The sequence below is a fragment of the Clostridium frigoris genome (genome assembly GCF_018861865.1).
Taxonomy (GTDB): domain Bacteria; phylum Bacillota; class Clostridia; order Clostridiales; family Clostridiaceae; genus Clostridium_AD; species Clostridium_AD frigoris.
Genome location: NZ_JAHLDV010000025.1, coordinates 1 through 19,350 on the forward strand (window position 1 = coordinate 1; position 19,350 = coordinate 19,350).

At 30.5% G+C, this 19,350-nt stretch carries 18 protein-coding genes; 2 read left to right on the forward strand and 16 right to left on the reverse strand.

The annotated features are described in order from the left end of the window. Positions 1 to 152 precede the first annotated feature (152 nt). Positions 153 to 404, reverse strand: coding sequence for an SHOCT domain-containing protein (locus KPL37_RS11425; protein ID WP_246578245.1), 252 nt, complete (start codon positions 402 to 404; stop codon positions 153 to 155). A gap of 565 nt (positions 405 to 969) precedes the next feature. Here KPL37_RS11425 and KPL37_RS11430 point away from each other — a divergent pair. Further along, entirely contained in the window at positions 970 to 1,362 is a 393-nt protein-coding gene (locus tag KPL37_RS11430) for a NusG domain II-containing protein (RefSeq protein WP_216149431.1), read from the forward strand. A 212-nt stretch (positions 1,363 to 1,574) separates the two neighbouring features. Here the strand turns inward: KPL37_RS11430 and rnfB are convergent, their stop codons facing one another. The 15 genes from rnfB to KPL37_RS11505 all read right to left on the reverse strand — a co-directional run bounded on the left by rnfB (position 1,575) and on the right by KPL37_RS11505 (position 17,575). Beyond that, on the reverse strand, positions 1,575 to 2,450 hold the full coding sequence (gene rnfB / locus KPL37_RS11435) for an RnfABCDGE type electron transport complex subunit B (RefSeq protein ID WP_216149433.1): 876 nt from the start codon (positions 2,448 to 2,450) through the stop codon (positions 1,575 to 1,577). Between the two features lie 20 nt (positions 2,451 to 2,470). Continuing rightward, entirely contained in the window at positions 2,471 to 3,052 is a 582-nt protein-coding gene (locus KPL37_RS11440) for an electron transport complex protein RnfA (RefSeq protein ID WP_216149435.1), read from the reverse strand. After that, positions 3,052 to 3,675 (reverse strand): electron transport complex subunit RsxE, encoded by a 624-nt coding sequence (gene rsxE, locus KPL37_RS11445; RefSeq protein ID WP_216149437.1) that lies wholly within the window; start codon positions 3,673 to 3,675, stop codon positions 3,052 to 3,054. The genes KPL37_RS11440 and rsxE overlap by 1 nt, the downstream gene beginning before the upstream one ends. A gap of 1 nt (position 3,676) precedes the next feature. Beyond that, positions 3,677 to 4,261 (reverse strand): RnfABCDGE type electron transport complex subunit G, encoded by a 585-nt coding sequence (locus KPL37_RS11450; protein WP_216149439.1) that lies wholly within the window; start codon positions 4,259 to 4,261, stop codon positions 3,677 to 3,679. A gap of 6 nt (positions 4,262 to 4,267) precedes the next feature. Then, positions 4,268 to 5,257, reverse strand: coding sequence for an RnfABCDGE type electron transport complex subunit D (locus KPL37_RS11455; RefSeq protein WP_216149441.1), 990 nt, complete (start codon positions 5,255 to 5,257; stop codon positions 4,268 to 4,270). Further along, a complete protein-coding gene (gene rsxC, locus KPL37_RS11460) occupies positions 5,254 to 6,591 on the reverse strand; it encodes an electron transport complex subunit RsxC (protein ID WP_216149443.1) in 1,338 nt (445 codons plus the stop codon). The genes KPL37_RS11455 and rsxC overlap by 4 nt, the downstream gene beginning before the upstream one ends. A gap of 74 nt (positions 6,592 to 6,665) precedes the next feature. Then, a complete protein-coding gene (locus KPL37_RS11465) occupies positions 6,666 to 7,085 on the reverse strand; it encodes a SoxR reducing system RseC family protein (protein WP_216149445.1) in 420 nt (139 codons plus the stop codon). 742 nt (positions 7,086 to 7,827) lie between these two features. Then, on the reverse strand, positions 7,828 to 8,460 hold the full coding sequence (locus tag KPL37_RS11470) for a cyclase family protein (RefSeq protein WP_216149447.1): 633 nt from the start codon (positions 8,458 to 8,460) through the stop codon (positions 7,828 to 7,830). Positions 8,461 to 8,470: 10 nt separating this feature from the next. After that, the gene (gene zwf / locus KPL37_RS11475) at positions 8,471 to 9,973 is read right to left on the reverse strand and encodes a glucose-6-phosphate dehydrogenase (protein WP_216149449.1); all 1,503 of its coding nucleotides are present in this window, start codon (positions 9,971 to 9,973) and stop codon (positions 8,471 to 8,473) included. A 206-nt stretch (positions 9,974 to 10,179) separates the two neighbouring features. Beyond that, positions 10,180 to 10,860 carry a fructose-6-phosphate aldolase gene (locus KPL37_RS11480; RefSeq protein ID WP_216149451.1) on the reverse strand — a complete coding sequence of 227 codons (681 nt, stop codon included), beginning with the start codon at positions 10,858 to 10,860 and terminating at the stop codon, positions 10,180 to 10,182. Between the two features lie 190 nt (positions 10,861 to 11,050). Continuing rightward, a complete protein-coding gene (locus KPL37_RS11485; protein ID WP_216149454.1) occupies positions 11,051 to 11,797 on the reverse strand; it encodes a DeoR/GlpR family DNA-binding transcription regulator in 747 nt (248 codons plus the stop codon). 319 nt (positions 11,798 to 12,116) lie between these two features. Next, positions 12,117 to 13,337, reverse strand: a complete 1,221-nt coding sequence (locus KPL37_RS11490; protein WP_216149456.1) for a hypothetical protein — start codon at positions 13,335 to 13,337, stop codon at positions 12,117 to 12,119. Positions 13,338 to 13,501: 164 nt separating this feature from the next. After that, positions 13,502 to 15,271, reverse strand: coding sequence for a penicillin-binding transpeptidase domain-containing protein (locus KPL37_RS11495; RefSeq protein WP_425514037.1), 1,770 nt, complete (start codon positions 15,269 to 15,271; stop codon positions 13,502 to 13,504). 339 nt (positions 15,272 to 15,610) lie between these two features. After that, on the reverse strand, positions 15,611 to 16,069 hold the full coding sequence (locus KPL37_RS11500; protein ID WP_216149458.1) for a hypothetical protein: 459 nt from the start codon (positions 16,067 to 16,069) through the stop codon (positions 15,611 to 15,613). A gap of 186 nt (positions 16,070 to 16,255) precedes the next feature. Continuing rightward, the gene (locus KPL37_RS11505) at positions 16,256 to 17,575 is read right to left on the reverse strand and encodes an HD domain-containing phosphohydrolase (protein ID WP_216149460.1); all 1,320 of its coding nucleotides are present in this window, start codon (positions 17,573 to 17,575) and stop codon (positions 16,256 to 16,258) included. A 546-nt stretch (positions 17,576 to 18,121) separates the two neighbouring features. Between KPL37_RS11505 and KPL37_RS11510 the strand changes: the two genes are divergently transcribed. Then, entirely contained in the window at positions 18,122 to 19,300 is a 1,179-nt protein-coding gene (locus KPL37_RS11510) for a C40 family peptidase (protein ID WP_216149462.1), read from the forward strand. The last annotated feature ends 50 nt before the right edge of the window (positions 19,301 to 19,350 follow it).

A 19,350-nucleotide genomic window follows, 5' to 3' on the forward strand; every position in this document is an offset into this window, starting at 1 on the left:
GAATCCTATCAAATTTAAATTGCTAAACTACCATGCTTTTCTTTATTATACATAAAAATACCCTATCGGGTAGACTTTTTTTAAATTGTCTACCCGATAGGGTACATTATAAAAAGAAGTGCAACCTACTTTTTTTATATGACTTAAATAATTTATTGTTTTTTATAATTTAATATTAAATCTTTTTTATGGTTATATTCGTCCTCGTTTATTTCTCCACGAGCAAATCTTTCACTTAAGATATCCATAGAGTTATCTCTACCTCCTATATCTTTTCCATTATTATTTTGCATTGGCTTATAAACCATAAATACAATAATTCCAATTATAATTATAGGAATAATCATCATTCCAAACCAACCTCCCATCATACTATTTCCATATCCCATCATATTGTATCCCATAAGATTGACACATCCTTTCTTAAATTTTTGTGTTGTTTATCCAGTGATTAGTGTTAATTCTTTTAACTTTGTTAATGTTATCTTCCCATCATGTTCTGATGAATTTTTGTTATATCTTCTTTGTTCACTGATTGTATCATGTTAGCCATAGATGCATATCCATTCTCTTGCATTAGTCCACTCATCTTTTTATAATCCTTATCACTCCTTAATTGTTTTTGTCTATATATTTATTTTACAACTCAATTGTGTAGTAATTATGAAGCTAATATATTAATATTAGCATTAAAAGGTATATTAAGTCTTTCTAGTCCATAAAAAAATATAACCGCAGTCGAATTTATGAACACTTTAAGATTTTCAAAAAATATATTTCATAAGTGAGCTAAATAATGTAAAAGAAGCTAATAGGTACCTTATTATTTTTACTCAATGGGGATATCATAACTTACCTTATATGTTATCATTACCTTATAAACTTTAAGTGGATAAGCCTCACATGAATCTGATTAGAAATTGAAAAACTTTAATGTAACTATGTAAATTTCATAAGGAGTGGACTAAGTTGAAAACTAAATGGGATAAAATTATAATTGGTGGTCTTTTAATTATTTGTTTGATATCGACTTTTTTTGTATATATTACTGAAAATACTGGTAACGCTAATAAGAAAGCTGTTATTAAAGTACAAGGAAAAATAATTAAAGAAATACCATTACCTAATAATGAAAAGAGCAAGATATATAAATTTAATTTTAATGGCAACAACGGTTATTTAGAAGTAAAAAATGGAAGTGTAAGAATGCTTGAAATGGATATAAAGATTTGTCCCAAGAAAATTTGCTCTACTACCGGCTGGATAAATAAAAAATATAAAGTTATAGTTTGTTTACCAAATAAAATTGCAGTTAATATTGAATCTACAAAAGACGATACACTAGATGCAATATCAAATTAAGGAATCTAGATCAAATTATAATTTAGAAGAATTTATTATACGGTATTAAAAAGACATCATTCTATTAATTAGTAGAGTTGTTGTTGCCGAAATACATTCTAATTTCTAATGTTTTATTAAAAATTTTATACAACCCTATTTAGCTTTTAAATAAAAAAAAGCTCTAAAATTAAAATCAAATTTTAGAGCTTTTTATATAAATTCATAAATTTTTATTCAGATAAAGTTTTATTCTTAATTGTTTCTGCTGCTATGCTTGCTGATGGAGCTTCTTTAATATAGGCGTTAATTGCTCCAGTAGGGCATTTAGCTGTACAGGTTGTTTCATTACACTCAGACATACAAATTTTACTGTCTACTATAGCTAAACTGTTTTCAACTTTAATTGCACCATGTGGACAATTCTTAACACAAATTCCACATCCAATACATGCTATAGTACAAAGTTTGCGTGCTACTGCGCCTTTGTCTTTTGAGTTACAATTTATAGCTACATGAATACCAGGTGGAACTAAATCAATGACTTTCTTTGGACAAACCGATTTACATACTCCGCAGCCTGTACATTTTTCTTCATCAATAATTGGTAATCCATTATCACCCATCGTCATTGCATCAAATGGACATTTTTTAACACAGGTTCCAAACCCAAGACAACCATATTGGCATCCCTTAGGTCCTCCCTGTAATAATGATGCTGCAACGCAGTCTTGTACACCTTTATACTCATAAGCTTTAACAGCTTTATCTACGCTGCCGGCACAATGTACAAAAGCTACCTTTGGTTCCACTTCTTCTGCCGCCTTACCAGTTAATTCAGCTACCAATTTTGCAACAGCTGCTTTACCTGGAACACAAAGATTTGGTGGTACATCATCATTCATAACTACAGCTTCTGCATATGCCATACAACCAGCAAATCCACATGCCCCACACTGACCTTTTGGTAATATATCTTCAACGATATGAATCAATGGATTTATCTCAATATAAAACTTTTTATTAGCAAATGCTAAAATTAACCCAAACACCATTCCAACTATTGTCATTACAATTAACACTGCAATTGCAATTTCTAAATTACTCATATTAATTTTTCAGCTCCTTTTTATACTGGTATCATCCCAGAAAAACCTAAGAAGGCTAATGCAAGCATTCCAGCTAAAATAAACGCTACACCAAGCCCTTGAAGTGGTTTTGGGACATCCGCAAGTCTTAATTTTTCTCTTAAACTTGCCATAAGGACGATTGCCAAAGTAAAGCCTAAACCGGCACCTACTGCAGTTACCGCACTGTCTAAAAACGAATTATTATTTTCTACATTTAAAAGTGGTACACTAAATACAATACAATTTGTAGCAATTAATAATAAATAAATTCCCCACATATTATATAAAGTAGGTGCATGTTTTTTTATAATCATTTCTAAAAGCTGAACAAAACTAGCAATTAGGAGTACAAACACCACTGTTGTTAAAAATGTTAAATTAAAAGGCGCCAATACAAAATGGTAAACTAACCACGCTAGCATGGAACTTAATGTCATAACTGAAGTTACAGCCATTCCAATACCAATAGATGCATTTAAACTTTTTGAAACTCCAAAGAAAATACAAAGTCCTAAAAACCTTGTTAAAACGAAATTGTTTACAACTATATTACTTGCAAGTATGGTTAAATAATGACCCATTACATCTCACCTCTCTCGAGTTTAACTTTTTCACTATGGTTAATCCACATCTTAAAACCAGCTACCATATAACCAATTAATATAAATGCACCTGGTGACAAGACCATAATAAGTGCTGGATTATACCAAGAACCAAGTACTTTTATTCCAAAGAAAGTTCCTGCACCAAGAATTTCACGAATTGTTCCAAGAAGTAAAAGTCCAAGCGCAAAACCACAGCCCATTCCAAGTCCATCAAACATAGATGGAATAATTTTATTCTTTGAAGCAAAAACTTCTGCTCTAGCTAAAATAATTGCAAAAACAACAATTAATGCAAGATATATTCCTAAAGCCTTATTAAGTGCTGGCAAATATGCCTGTAATACTAACTGTACCACAGTAACAATTGTCGCAACCGAAGTAATATACACCGGTACACGAACAGTCGGATTTACTAATTTTCTACTAACAGAGACAACCATATTATTAGCAGTAATAACAAACAGTACCGCAAGTCCCATAACCAAAGAATTTAGAGCACTACTCGTTACCGCTAAAGCAGGGCAAAGACTAAGTGCAAGAACAAAAATTGGGTTCTCTTCAATAATCCCTTTTTTAAATATGTTCCATAACTCTTTCATATTATTTCCTCCCTACAAACTGTGTAACTTCTTGCACAGCTTCTTTAATACCTTTAGTTACCGCTTTAGAAGAAATGGTAGCACCAGTCATAGCTTGAATATTATTTGCTTTTGTTGGATCTTTTGTTACTTCTAAATCTTTGACTGCCTTACCTTTAAATTGGTTTCTAAAAGGATCTTTACCTGCATTGTCTCCAAGTCCAGGTGTTTCTTTACTTTCTAATATAGTAAATTCAATAATTTTACCTTGTGGTGTAACTGCTACAAGCATTTTTATTGCTCCACCATATCCTTTGCTTTCTGCTGGTACAACATAACCAATTACTTTTCCATCTTTTTCTGCAGTAAACCATTCTTGCTTACCCTCTACAGGATTGAACTTTTGTGCACTTACCACTAATGACTTCATTGCATCTGTTTTAATTCCTGCCGCAGTTTTCACCGCAACTGGTGCTGTAAAAAAATATACTACACCAATAATCAATCCTGATATAAAACAGGTAATTGTTAAATTTATAGTGATTTGAAAAATGCTATTTTTTTTCTCATGATTAACTTTAGGCTTGATATTATTCTCATCTGACATTTTTCACTACCCCCTTGCTCCAAATTTTACTGGCTTCATCAAGCGATCAATAAGTGGTGTAACTGCATTCATTAATAAAATAGAATAACAAACCCCTTCTGGGTATCCACCCTTAAGCCTGATTAAAACAGTAATAACTCCAGCGCCAATAGCAAAAACTATCTGCCCTTTTTTTGTAATTGGAATGGTAACCATATCTGTAGCCATGAAAAAAGCTCCTATAATAAGGCCTCCAGCCATCATATGAAATAACGGATCTCCAGTAAACATTCCTGTTGGTCCAAATATCCAAGTTAAAATACCTACAGTTCCAATCATAAATGCTGGAACTACCCAATTTGCATAACCTTTATAAATTAAATATATTCCTCCAATAAGTAATAAAATTGCAGATGTTTCACCAATACTTCCATTACGAAGACCTAAGAACATATCTTTATACATTTGAGATGTGCTTCCAAAAGTATCTATTAATTTTGAATATCCTTGTTCTTTTAAAATACCTAAAGGTGTTGCAGTAGACACTACGTCTACACTTGATGTAAACTTTGACCAAGTTGTCATTGCAACAGGCCATGACACCATAAGGGCCGCACGACCAATATGAGCTGGATTAAAAATATTATATCCAAGACCACCCATAGCATGTTTTGCAATTACTATAGCTATAAATGAGCCAACAATTGCCATATAAGGCGGTATTGCTGGTGGTAAACACATTGCAAGCAATAGTCCTGTCAAAAATGCACTTCCGTCTGTTATAGTTACTGGTTTTTTCCTAAGTTTTTGTACCATATATTCAAATCCTACCGCAGACAAACTTCCTGCAAGTAATACGAATAAAGCAGACATTCCAAAATGATAAATTGCGAAAAGCGCAGCTGGCGTTAATGCCATAGTAACAGTCCACATTATTTTAGAAATAGATGCTTCTGCACGTATATGTGGAGATGTAGTTACGGTAAAGAGATTCTCTTGTAATTTTACTTCACTCATTTAGCTAAAGCCTCCTTCTTTTTAGCAGCATCTGCATTGTTTCTCATTTTACTATACTTAATATATTGTACAATATTACGCTTAGCTGGACATACATAAACACAGCTTCCACATTCAGCACAATCAAAAAGATTTTGTTCAAGTTTTGCTTCCTCATACATATCTCTTTCTCCAAGTATACTTAGCATACTCGGATTAAGTCCACAAGGACAGACGTTTACACATTTACCACAACGAATACAAGGAGATTGGGTTCCATTATTAATGTCTTTTTTATTTAATGCAAGTATTCCTGAAACCCCTTTAATTATAGAAATATTTAAATTTGATTGAGCAAACCCCATCATTGGACCACCCATAATAATTTTAGCTGGTGGTTCTTTAAATCCGCCACAATTAGAAATAGCCTCTTCAAATGTTGTTCCAATTCTAAGCAAAAGATTTTTAGGCTCTTTAATTGCACTTCCACTTATTGTTGTTACTCTTTCAATTAATGGAATACCACTTACAACTGCATCACAAATTGCAATAACTGTACCTACATTTTGAACAACAACGCCCACATCCATTGGTAAGCTTCCTGACGGAACCTCACGATCTGCAATAGCTTTAATAAGCATTTTTTCAGCACCTTGTGGATATTTCGTTGGTATTGACATTACATTAACTGTAGTTCCTTCAAATGCTTTTTGCATAGCAATAACAGCATCTGGTTTGTTATCTTCTATTCCAACAAATGCTTTCTCAACTCCAAGAACCTTCATTACTAATTTTACCCCAATAGCAATTTTATCTGAATGTTCAAGCATCATTCTGTGATCTGCTGTTAAAAAGGGCTCACATTCTGCTGCATTCAAAATAAAAGTATCTATTTTCTTATCTTTTGGTGGTGATAACTTTACAAAAGTTGGGAAAGTAGCTCCTCCCATTCCAACGATACCAGCATCTTTAATGATACTTTTTATTTCATCAGCATTTAGCTTTTCCCAGTCGCGAACAATTGGGATTCCTTCTATCCACTCATCTTTTCCGTCATTTTCAATTACAATAGAAAGACATTTTCCAAATACAGGATGAGGATACAAAGCTATATCTTTAACTATACCTGATATAGATGAATGTACTGGACTTGAAACAAAAGCTGGACTAGTTGCTATAACCTGTCCCTTCTTTACATAATCACCCTTTGCTACAATTGGTACACAAGGAGCACCGATATGCTGGCTCACAGGAATAACAACCTTACTTGGTAAAGTTGCTATTTCTATAGGCTTACTCGCAGTGTAATTTTTAGAACCATTTGGATGTATTCCTCCACGAAAACTTTTTATCACTTTTCCACACCTCTTTTAAAATATTTAAAATTTGTGAACTATAATAGATATAAACAAATTCGAAAAAATTATATTTAAGATAAACTTCTAGTAATCACAGGTTGCATTTTATCATTATTATGAGCGTACTTTTCAAAATGTTTTATATTAATAATTGATAATATAAACGCTATTATTCCGCCTCCAATTTGAAAACCCCGAACATAATACCCAAATTTTTTAGCTATTACTTGTCCAACAATAACACCTACTACAATAAGAACAAGGGGAACTATATATACAACAAAAGCTGCCATTAACATATTTGTATCTTTCATTTCGAATGCAATTCGTTGTCCAATTTTAGCTTCAATAGGATTTTTAGCCTCTATTACAACTGAATTATCACCAGGACATGCGCCACAATTTTTGCACTCATTATGCCTGCCTACTTTGACTTTCGCAATATTGTCCTTAGAAATCTCTATTATAATTCCTTCTTCTTCTTTTACCATTTTTACAGCTCCTTCCTATATTACAATATTAATTATACTATACTCGCAAGGAACTACTTATATGATAATTACATGCTCCCCCTTTAATTATAGTATCAATTACATTATAAGACTACGATAAAATTCTTGTAATTACTTCTTGTCGAATTATATATAAATTTCAGCTTCCATATCTCAAGATAGTTTTAATTAGAGCAAAAGTCAAGAATAATTAATTTTTTAACAAATATACATATAACAATTTATATGTTATATGTATAATAATTTATTTTTAAAATATACACAGTTGCTTTCTTATTACTTTCATATTTATATAAGACACTGATTTTTACTAATGTTTTGAGCAATACAGTCTCCTATTTACGCCTTAGCATATTATAGTACCAAAGTATTCTGTTATATTTACGTTTTTCAGTACTAGAACAGTTATATACATTAATTACTTTTTATTTTATTATATTTGTTAATTTTCTGTTAAATACCGTTAAATTATTAACAACTACCACTTTTATATATAAAATCGTGGTATGCTTTTAAGCCCAATTATAAGTGAACAAGGGGGGTTGGGCGTACTAATTTAAATTTTTCTAGCTTTACCTTTTCAATTTTAATATCATCTTATTTGTAATTATAATCCTCAATTTTCATATAATTGAAAATTTTTAACGCTAAATAAAAAACAGACTATAAATACAGTTGAATCTTTACTATTTGTTAATTAATGGTTTAATTAATGGTTTAATTAAAGTGTCACTAAGTCTTTTATTAAAAGTATCCTAGCAGGTGCACCATCAACCCCTTTAATTTTAAGCGGTAGTGCGCACATAAAGTATTCCTCTGCTGAAACTTCTTTTAATCTAACACCTTCTATTATAATTATACCTTTATTAAAAAGTGTTTTATGAGTTTCATGACCCGGTTGAGCTCTCTCTATTCCAAAGGAATCTATTGCCACACCAACTATTTCTTTTTCTGCCAAGTACTCAGCTCCACTTATTGAAAGATATACGAAATCTGATTCATACCCCTGCGTAAATGAATTTTTAGTTTTAAGTAACAAAAATTCAAGAGGCTTAATGTTTTTATCTATAAGATCCTCTTTTGTTATCGAACCTACAACTTTAGTTAAATCTATTACTCTACATTTTCTAACGAGTTTAGTTAAATCTATAGAGTCAGTAGTCCCCCCCTCATTGTCTACGTGAAATGCTGCATCGATATGAGTTCCTGTATGTAAGTTCATATACATACTAGATTCATTTATTTTATCTTTTGGAATTTTACTTTCAAATTTTATTACTGGTCTTTTTTCCTCTTTATTCTTGTATACTCCCATATCCTTTTCAATTGTCATAGATATATCATATATAATCATGTTACCCTCCTTAAATATTAGTATTCCACCACTGTCTACCATCCTTTTCAATTAACTCTACCGCTCCCTTAGGTCCTGGGGTTCCAGCCGCGTAGTTAGGAAACTTCACAATATCGTTCTCATATTCTTTTTCAATACTTTCAATAAATTTCCAAGAATATTCAAGTTCATCCCACCTTGTAAATAAAGATGAATTATTTCTAATAGCTTCAAGTAACAACCTCTCATATGCCTCTGGTGAATCATTTACATACTTACAGCTTTGGCAATAATCTAACTCTACCTTTTCTATTTTAAAGTCATTACCAGGCTTTTTAGCATTTATTTGAAAATAAAAACCCTCCTTAGGCTGGATTTTTAAAACTAAAAGATTATTCCCTATTTGGTCAAATTCCTTATAATAATTAATTCCAGCAAGTTTTTTAAACTGAATGACAATTTCTGTACTTTTTATATCCATTCTTTTTCCTGCTCTTATATAAATTGGTACTCCTCCAAAACGGAAATTATCAATATAAGTCTTAAGGGCTATAAATGTATCTGTATTTGATTCCGTAGATACCATTTCTTCTTGCCTATACCCAACTACCACAGCTTCATTAACAATTCCCGGACCATATTGTCCTCGAACTATATTTTCCTTAACTGACTCCCTTGTAAAGGGTCTTAGCGATTTAAGCACCTTAACTTTTTCATCTCTTATAGATTCTGGATCAAAATCCACTGGAGGTTCCATTGCAATCATTGTAAGCATTTGTAATAAATGGTTTTGAAGCATATCTTTTAATATACCAGCATTTTCATAATATGCACCTCTGTTTTCTACACCTATTAGTTCATTAGACGTAATTTGGATATTATCAATATAATTTGCATTCCATAAAGGTTCAAATAGAGAATTACCAAATCTAATTGCTAATATATTTTGAATCATTTCCTTTCCTAAATAATGATCTATTCTAAATATATCCTCTTCCGGTATAAGTTTTGATATATTACTATTTAAGATTCTCGCAGTTTTTAAACTTGACCCAAAAGGCTTTTCGATCATTACTCTCTGCCATCCTTTTGATTTACAAACCATGTCATTATTTTTCAAGTTTCTAATTATACCCTCAAAAAACTCTGGTGCAACTGCTAAATAATATAATCTATTTCCTCCTGTTGAATATTCATTCTCCATTGTTTCCAAAAATAAATCTAACTTCTTATATCCTTGATTATTTGAAGTAAAATCAAAATTCTTATAGAAAATTCTCTTAATGAAATTATCCCATAATTTATTATTTAAAGGAAACCTAGAAAATTCTTTTACATTTTCATACATTTCGGTTCTATATTGTTCACTTGTTTTTTCTCTTCTACCTATAGACACAATTATAAAATCTTCAGATAATTTCCCTTCGTGTATTAAGCTAAAAATAGCAGGAATAAGTTTTCTTTTTGTAAGATCACCAGTTCCACCAAAAATCACAAACATATTAGAAAGTTCTCTATCCATATTTTTCTCCATTCAAAGTTCACCCTACTCCTATTTTTTTATAAAGTTAAGTAATGTTAACCTTTTTAATTAATATACCACAAACCGGCATCAAACATAACAATATATCTGTAAGTACTTTATTAGATATTAATGTAAATTATGCCATTTTGATATAATTTACATTACACATAAAAAAACAGCTTGCAAAAAACTCACAAGCTGGTCTTATTTATGTCCTACAAATCTACAATAGATACACCCTTTCCAAATACATTTTCCCAGTCAGTAGTAAAATTCTCTACTGCACTTTTAATTACAGGCATTTTAAGAGTATCATGCAAAAGTTCAGGCTTAACAGTAGCCGTTTGTGCTCCACACTCAAATGCAGCATTTACTTGCCCTATATTTTTAAAACTTGCAGCAAGTATTTTTGTTGAATAATGGTATTCTTTGATCATTCGTGCGAAGGTTGTAATAACTTCTCTAGGGTCTATACCTATATTCTCCATACGATTGAAATAAGGTGCAATAAAATCGGCACCGGCCTCTATGGCAAGGAGGCCTTGAACCTTAGTATAAATTGCAGTTGCAGTAACACCAATTCCTTTTACCTTCAAAGCTCGTATTGCCTTTAATCCTTCCTCAGTTACAGGAACTTTTATAAACACATTTTTATCAACATTTTTGATTATAGCATTTGCTTCTGACATTATACCTTCAAAATCCTCTGCGACAACTTGGATATGCAAAGACTTATCCATACCAATAATTTCTCTTATCTGCTTAAAATGCTTAAAATAATTAATTTTACCTTCTAATTTAATAATACTTGGATTACTTGTAATACCTGTGATTGGATAGAATTCGCTAAAATGTTTAATATCCTCTATATTAATTGTATCAAACATATACTCCATTTTTAAAATCTCCTTTTTCTATTATAATTTATATTCTGTACGATTAATTATATCGTCTTGAGTTTATTTTCCTATTTGCAATCATAAATGCACTATCAACCTAGGTTGAATAACCTCATGCAAATCATCAGCTGGTGCAGAACGATTAAATGATGCTTGATTACCTGCAATTAATGTAACCTTTAGTCCTTTACACTATTTTCAAATCTATGTTATTTTCAACTAATAAATCTACTATTTCTTCTGGTATATCATTATCTGTTACTATAGTAGCAATTTCTTTTGTTTTAAACTGAACTACTACACCTTGCTTTAAAAATTTTGTAGATTCAGTTAATACAATAACTTTTTTTGCATTTTCAGCCATTGCACGAACAATTTCGGCTCTCATATGATTTTTCCCTGTAAATCCCATTTTCTCTGTAAATCCGTCTGTTCCAACAAACAGCTTATCTACATAAAAACTCTCAATACACTTACGAGTAATAGGACCAACAACAACTTGACTCTCAGTTTGATAATCTCCTCCAAGTAACACTACCTTTGAATAAGGACATTTTCTAATGTATGAAGCTATAAATGCAGAATTAGTAATAATAGTAACATCGCGCTTATTTGTTGCAAGTTCCTTTGCAAGTAGCGCACAACAAGCTCCTGATTCAATCATGACAGTTTCACCATTTTCAACTATGCTTGAAGCTTTGATGGCAATTTTACTTTTAACATCATAATTAAATGATAAACGATTATTTATGTCATCACTACTAATCATCACAGCAAACCCATGTTCTCTCTTCAAAAATCCTTTTCCCTCAAGAAGAACTAAATCCTTTCGTATTGTAACCTGTGAAACATCTAGCTTTTCTGATAACATCGTTACCTCAATACGGCCCCTCTCATTTACGAGCTCTAATAATTTTGCATGTCTTTTATTCATGATAAATCTTCCTTTCTAACTAAACATTATCCAAATTATATCACAAAGTAATTCGACAAAGAATCAAATAGTTTCGAATGAAATAAATTTCACTTTGTTTATAATTTAATTATAGCAAATAAAACGTTTAAGTCAATATAAAGTTTCATTCGTAATCCAAAATGTTTTAAATGAAGTATTGCTTTATTTTAAAATATGTCTATGCTACTATAATCATAAATATATAAATTTAACGACATTGCAGCTCCGCGGGATATGATTTGACTATAATTAAAACAAAAGAGTCATAAACAGATAATCTGTTTATGACTCTTTTGTTTTAATTTGTAGGTAATTCTGTACTAGATAACTTCAATATATCATTATAGTTAAATGAATTAGTTGAATCAACTTGTGGCATTACAATACCAATATTTTTATTAATGTTAGTTATATCAGTATTAAAATCTATTCCTATAGTGTATATACCTGTTTGGTCATCATTACTTGCCACAGCTGTTGTCCCAGTTAATTTGTTTATGTTAGGTAAATCAATTACAAATTCTGCATTTCCTTTTTCATTTATAACATAACCATCCTTATTGACACTATACCTAATTGTAATTCCTTTATCACCAAGAATTTTAAGATTGTCAATAGATTCTAATGATTTGTTTATGCTTTTAAGTTGTTGTGGCAATTGAGTTGTTATATCTCCAAATGCTTTGTTTATTTCATCCTTGCTCGTTTTATCCTGTCCATCCGTTACATCATAAACTGACATCATAGCTGTCATATACTCCTGAATAAAGTTCATAGCATCAGTACTCTCTGAAAGATTATTCAAGCCATAATGCATTAAATCCTTAAATGATTTATCATTTAACTTTACTTCATAAGTATCTGTAGATTGCATTACAGTATCTTGCAAAAAACTTTCACTTCCTACATAGGTAACATACTTTGTAGTTGGATTAAATTGTTTAGCATATTTAACTATAAAATCAGCTAATTTAGGTTGAAATTCTTTGCTAAAAGCCATAAGTTTTTTATAATCAGTTTTAGGCATACCTGGTGCACTTGCCATATTCGCTAAATCCATTACCATGTATTCTTTACCTTGAATCTCAGTTGGAAGCTGTGATGAAAGTAACTGAGGAATTTTATACACTTCATTCAATACAGGTTTTTCACCAGTTACATTTATATCAGCCCAAACACTCGTGTTTATAGGCTCAAGACTTTGACCTAATTGTAATGAGACATCACTTTGCATTTTAGAAATTGTTCTATCCTCATTCTGATTAGTTTTAGTTAACACAGAAATTTTAGTTCCGTTTATAGAATGTAAAGTCGTAGTCAACGCTTGTTCTTCCTGAGTTGACATATTAGAGCCTGATACTTTTAGTGAAATATCAGTTTTACTCTGCATTGAGTTAATTGTTTTCGATTTTTCAAATGTGCTCATAAGAGCTAAACCATCAGTTGAGCATCCAGCAAATAATGAAGTCGTCATAATTAAACAAACACTCAGAGCTAACATCTTCTTAGTTTTTATCATTGTAATTTCCCCCTTTAATATTGAATACATTGACATTCTTTACTAAGCTTTATTTATAAAACAAATAAATAAAGCCTATGCACTTATAATGTTTATGCAATTATATTTATGGAAATTACCATCTAAATACAAAATTGAAAATATTATTTTTTACACTTTTCACATTACTGGGGGGCCATGTTTATTATTGGGAATAGTCCTAAAAATAATTTATATGCCGCAGGTACTGCCGTCTGCGCAGCATAGTAATTATCAGCATTTGGTTCCTCTATAGTAATTACTAAACTCACTTTCGGGTCGCTTGCAGGGGCCATACCTGCAAATGAGGATATATACTTACCCGCTTTATAACCTCCGTCGATACTGTTAACTTCATTTGCAGTCCCAGTCTTCCCAGCTATATGATAACCATCAATATAGGTTCCAACTGCGGTTCCTTCTTTAACTACCCTTTCCAAATAAGTTCTTAACTGAGCTGCCTTCTCTTTACTCATTATAGTTCTCTCATTTAGACTACTAAACTGTTTGTCTATAACCTTTTTACCATTTTCAATATGAGATATGTCTTTCATAACATGTGGTGTTATCCATGTGCCTCCATTAGCCACTGCATTTAAAGCTGCAATATATTGTATCTGAGTAACTGCAACCCCTTGTCCATATGCCATTGTAGCAAGATCAATTGGTGTTATGTTATTTAAGCCTTTTACAAGGCCTGTCCCCTCACCTGGCATGTCAACATTCGTCTTCTGTCCAAACCCAGCAAGTTTAATAAATTTATAAAAATTCTCCTTTCCTATCATCTGCCCTAGTTTAACAAATCCAACATTATCGGAATTTTTAATTATATCCGAAAAGGTCTCAACTCCATAATTTTCTTTATTATCACTATATAATAATTTATTTCCAATCTTAATGCTACCATTACTTACGAATCTATCTTTATTAGTTACAGCATTATTTTGAAGCGCCGCTGCTGATGTTACAACTTTAAAAATTGATCCTGGTTCGAATGCATTGCTAATAGCTCTATTCTTCCAAATTTCCTGTGTTTCTTTACTTGTTTTACCTTCTACATATGGAATATTTAAATTATAATCCGGTGCATTAGCCATTGCCATAATCTCACCATTCTTTGGGTTCATAATTGTTATACTTACAGATTTTGCACCATTTTTAGCTAATGTTTCATTTGCAACATTCTGCGCTAATTCTTGAATTCTTTCATCAATAGTTAATGTTATATTCTTTCCGTCTACTGGCTGAACTGTCACTGCTTCCGTATAAGGCAATTCATTACTATCCCTATCCGTCTCAATCACCTTAACTCCAGGCACACCTGCTAATTCATTATTGTAACTTAGTTCAACTCCATTGACTCCATTTCCATCTAAATTGGTATGCCCCATTACATGTGATAAAAAATTATCATTTGGGTATATCCTCTCCACATCTTTTGAAATTATTATTCCACTATATTTTAAAGCCTTAATATTATCCACAACTTTCTTTTCTACCTTTCTTTTAAGTGATACAAATTGTAATGGATTACCTTTGCTATCTTTACCATCTAATATCTTCTTAACCTCGCTCTTATCTATATTTAGTATCTTCGACAATTTAAGATCTGCTTGTTCCTCTGGTATTTTTTTGTCTACTAAATATTTTTTTAATACATTCAAATCAACATCTAGCCTATAAATATTCATACTCATTGCTAATTCTTGGCCATTTCTATCTAGAATTGATCCTCTTATAGGAGGTACCGCTATGTTTTTTGTCTGCTGCTCTAATGCCAACGATTTATACTTCGCCCCATTAACAGCCATTAAATAAAACATTCTACCAACAAGAGCACTAAATACTAAAGAAAATAATACAGCTACAATTAAAATTCTTTTACCTCGCACCTTTTTTTCTTTCAATCTACTCACCAACCTGTTTTATATTTTAGATTAAAACTATATCTTATAATATAAAGAAATAGCTTTATTAATTGTATCATAAACAACGCAAATAGTTCCTACTGATATTATAACTACTATTACAAAAATACAATTTCCTTTCCTATTAACTGCATCGGATGATTTTGTTTCAACGTTAAACTAACCATATTTTTTTATCTAAAACAATAATAATATCTATATGGATTATTAAATACTATTGTTAATATTATATTTAAATAGTTAATCATAAGCAAATTGTTTGTAAAAATATATTAACTAAGGTGAATCATTAAAATATTTAATGATTCACCTTAGTTAATATAACTCCTATAGATTAATTACTCCTTTTAAGATTGGTTTATTTTCATTTATTGGATTAAATTCTATTACATCCGGTATTTTCCAGTTTTTAACTCCTCTATTGAACTTTCGTGGTAATAAATAATGAGCTACCCTATGTTCTTTTTTTCGATGATCCCTTATCTCTTCTTCAAACATAGCTTTTACTTCATTCATGTGACAGCTATTTATCTTAATTTGTTTAAAATCAAGATCACTTATAATTTGCAAAAATCCATCAACTTCACTTTGAAAAACTTTAGCAAAAAAAGCGTTTTGCTTATCTCCATCACAAATTAAAACCGGATTAAGTTGACCTTCATTAATAATAGCTTTCAATTTAAATACGTTTTTTTTACTCCTCCCTATAAAATAACCATAATTAATATAATTAGGATCATTACTTTCTGGAAAAATCACATTATATAACAATTGTTCTTCATTCATTTTAATCCTCACCTTTCTAATATATTATTAGATAAATAAAACTAAAATTTACAAAACTGCTTTTATAAAATGTCTATTAAAATGTATTCGATACTGTTATTATAGCAGTCCATTGTAAAGAATATGTTACTTATTTGTTTAGAATTAGTTAATTTTTATAATTTCCAAAAACTTATATAATCTATTCTACCTTTCAATAAAATAACTCATAGGATTATTAAAAAGTAATGTGAAAACATCTTCATTTACAGAATTATTAAACTTTAAATCAATAGTATTCTTACACCTTAATATTTTATCAATATTATTTAGAAATAAATCTAATAATTCGCCATCAAAATGTTTATTTCTTTGTGACTTTAATATTTCTATACATGTTTCAATTGGAAAAGCTTTCTTATATACTCTTGCTGTTGATAAAGCATCAAAAACATCCGCAATAGCTACAACTCTTGCAGTTAGTGGTATATCCCTCCCTTTTAATCCAAAAGGGTATCCACTGCCATCCCATTTCTCATGATGATTAAGTGCTAGTTCATAACCCATTTTAATAACATCGCGTTTTGAATTTGAAAGTATCCTTGCACCAATCGTTGTATGTGTTTTCATTATCTCAAATTCCTCAAATGTAAGTTTACCTGGTTTTAAGAGAATTGAATCTGGAATCCCTATCTTTCCTATATCGTGCATCAACGCTGCATAATTCATTAACTTAATTTTTTGGGGGGATGTTTCTACCATTTCATATAAAATTGATGTATATATACTCATCCGAGCCATGTGTAATGCTGAATCGTCATCTCTGTATTCAGCTGCATAACATAAACGCTTTATAATTTCATTTGTAAGTTCTTCATTTTCATTAAGTGCATTTTCAAGTAAATTGTTTTTCGTAATTAGTTGGGAACTTTTATCCTCTATCTCACTAAGAGTACGATTTATAAAAAAACTCATTTTTTTGGTCATAATATCTTCATCATGTTTTTCATGGTTTATATTTAGTATATTATAGGTAATACCATATTTGCTTAATTTATTTTTCATTACTATTAATGCTTCTGTCAAAATGTCTTCTGAGAAACTTAAAAACCCATTAAATTTTCTAAATTGGTCTTCTTTCGCAGGACTAGAATAAAATATCTCATGACTTAAAAAAACAGCTGGATGCTCCAAATGATTTATTATAATATTCCACTCATGAACCATTGAATCATTCTCATCAAGTTCAATAAATACTATATTTTTAAAATGTTTTACAATATCGAAATCAATATTTCGGGTAAATACATAAACTTTTTTGCATAAATCATCCAAAATTTTATATCTTTCAAATTCCACCATAAAAAATTCAAACTTTTGAAATGTTACAAAAATCTCTGATCGTAGTTGAAATTCAACAATCATATCCTCAAGCCCATGACTTATACCAATAAGTGAAGATTTTGCATATATTTTCTGCTCAATGCTTGATGCTTTTGTTCTAATAATATCGCTTAATTCAAGCATTCATCTATCAATTCCTTCCTATTAAATTATATTATAGAAGTAATACTTTTTTTTTACATCCTAATTATTGCTTAATTGTTAAATTATATTATACAATACTTTCTATAAGTCTACATCAATATGATTAAAATAGGAAGGTTAATTTACTAAAAAATTAATTCTTCTTTTTTCAAGTTCATAGCTTTCAGTTTGTAATGGAATAAAATCAATATCAGATACCTCATGTTTTATAGTTGCTTCTCCTTGTAGCTTGAAGTGGAGTATCTGCAAGAAATATTTGTTTCTTAGTTGCACTTAATGCCTTTTCAATACTAGTATATATCATGTTACATATAAAATAGTGACATTTTTTTTTGTAATAATAACAATCTTTATACTATAAGTGCTATAATATTTATATGCGACTTCATAATATTTCCCATGGGATTTTTTGAGTTATGATTAAATAAGACTCAAAATAAAGGTGGTGAATATATAAACTTAACTATCTCATGCTTCGTATTAAAGTGAAATAGAACTATTAAATGAACTATTGGAGGCAAACAAATGAAAAAAAGAATAGTTTTTATAGTAATGCTATTGTCTATAGCAAGTTCCCAAATTGCAATTGCCGACACCGGTGTTGTAAATACAGCATCATTACGCATTAGACAAAAACCTTCACTTTTGTCTAACATTACAGGTTATCTTTTAAAAAACGAAAAAATAACTACTCTCGGAAAATCTGGAGATTTTTATATAATAAATCATGGTGGAAAAACTGGTTACATAGGTAGCTCATATGTAAATCTAGTAAAAAGCACTCCTGTTTCCACAAAAAAATATGGTCAAACAACAGCGACAATATTAAATGTACGATCTGGAGCTGGTTCCACTTATCCCGTGACTGGATCTCTTGCACTCTCAAGTAAAGTTACAATATTGGGTACCTTAAATGGGTTTTATAAGATAAATTATAATGGAAAAACAAGTTATATAAGTACATTATATGTAAAGGTTACAAGTAGTACAAGTACCCCTACACCTGCTGCAACACCTATTGTGACCACTGCAGCTAAACCTACTGGTGTTGGAAATATTACAGCATCTGATTTTTTAAATGTAAGAAAAACAGCTTCCTTAGATAGTAATTCAACTATTATAGGTTCATTAAAACCAAATCAAAAGATAGATATATATGAAACTCAAAATAATTTCTACAAAATTAAGTATTCTAATCAATGGGGGTACATATATAAAAAATATGTAAGTGTAATTAATGAAGCATCAAGCAGTGCGGATTACATACCAAATGGTCAACAATCTACTACAGCCACAACTGGAAATAATATAGTATCTTATGCTAATACATTTTTGGGTACGCCGTACTTATGGGGCGGTACAAGTCCTGCAACATTAAGCACTACTGGTAAATACATAGGTGGTGGCTTCGATTGTTCAGGACTTGTTCTTTATGTTTATAAACACTATGGTATAACTTTACCTAGAACAAGTATGGATCAGATAAATGAAGGTACACCTATTAATATAGATAATCTCGAAAATGGCGATTTAGTTTTCTTTACAACAAATACTTCTTCACCTAGCGAAGTATCTCATGTTGGAATCTATATTGGAAACAATAAATTTATACATTGTCCCAAACCAGGCGATGTTGTAAAAATATCTGAATTAACTGGATATTACAAAGAGAACTTTGTAATAGGTAAAAGAGTAATAAAATAAAAATATATTTTAACATAATGAAAGCTTGTAAAATTTAAATTTTACAAGCT

Excerpts from the sequence above, each read along its gene's own strand:
- KPL37_RS11425 (WP_246578245.1), bottom strand. The coding sequence starts at position 404 with ATGGGATACAATATGATGGGATATGGAAATAGTATGATGGGAGGTTGG.
- rnfB (WP_216149433.1), bottom strand. The coding sequence starts at position 2,450 with ATGAGTAATTTAGAAATTGCAATTGCAGTGTTAATTGTAATGACAATA.
- KPL37_RS11440 (WP_216149435.1), bottom strand. The coding sequence starts at position 3,052 with ATGGGTCATTATTTAACCATACTTGCAAGTAATATAGTTGTAAACAAT.
- rsxE (WP_216149437.1), bottom strand. The coding sequence starts at position 3,675 with ATGAAAGAGTTATGGAACATATTTAAAAAAGGGATTATTGAAGAGAAC.
- KPL37_RS11450 (WP_216149439.1), bottom strand. The coding sequence starts at position 4,261 with ATGTCAGATGAGAATAATATCAAGCCTAAAGTTAATCATGAGAAAAAA.
- KPL37_RS11455 (WP_216149441.1), bottom strand. The coding sequence starts at position 5,257 with ATGAGTGAAGTAAAATTACAAGAGAATCTCTTTACCGTAACTACATCT.
- KPL37_RS11465 (WP_216149445.1), bottom strand. The coding sequence starts at position 7,085 with ATGGTAAAAGAAGAAGAAGGAATTATAATAGAGATTTCTAAGGACAAT.
- KPL37_RS11470 (WP_216149447.1), bottom strand. The coding sequence starts at position 8,460 with ATGATTATATATGATATATCTATGACAATTGAAAAGGATATGGGAGTA.
- zwf (WP_216149449.1), bottom strand. The coding sequence starts at position 9,973 with ATGGAGAAAAATATGGATAGAGAACTTTCTAATATGTTTGTGATTTTT.
- KPL37_RS11480 (WP_216149451.1), bottom strand. The coding sequence starts at position 10,860 with ATGGAGTATATGTTTGATACAATTAATATAGAGGATATTAAACATTTT.
- KPL37_RS11485 (WP_216149454.1), bottom strand. The coding sequence starts at position 11,797 with ATGAATAAAAGACATGCAAAATTATTAGAGCTCGTAAATGAGAGGGGC.
- KPL37_RS11490 (WP_216149456.1), bottom strand. The coding sequence starts at position 13,337 with ATGATAAAAACTAAGAAGATGTTAGCTCTGAGTGTTTGTTTAATTATG.
- KPL37_RS11500 (WP_216149458.1), bottom strand. The coding sequence starts at position 16,069 with ATGAATGAAGAACAATTGTTATATAATGTGATTTTTCCAGAAAGTAAT.
- KPL37_RS11505 (WP_216149460.1), bottom strand. The coding sequence starts at position 17,575 with ATGCTTGAATTAAGCGATATTATTAGAACAAAAGCATCAAGCATTGAG.
- KPL37_RS11510 (WP_216149462.1), top strand. The coding sequence starts at position 18,122 with ATGAAAAAAAGAATAGTTTTTATAGTAATGCTATTGTCTATAGCAAGT.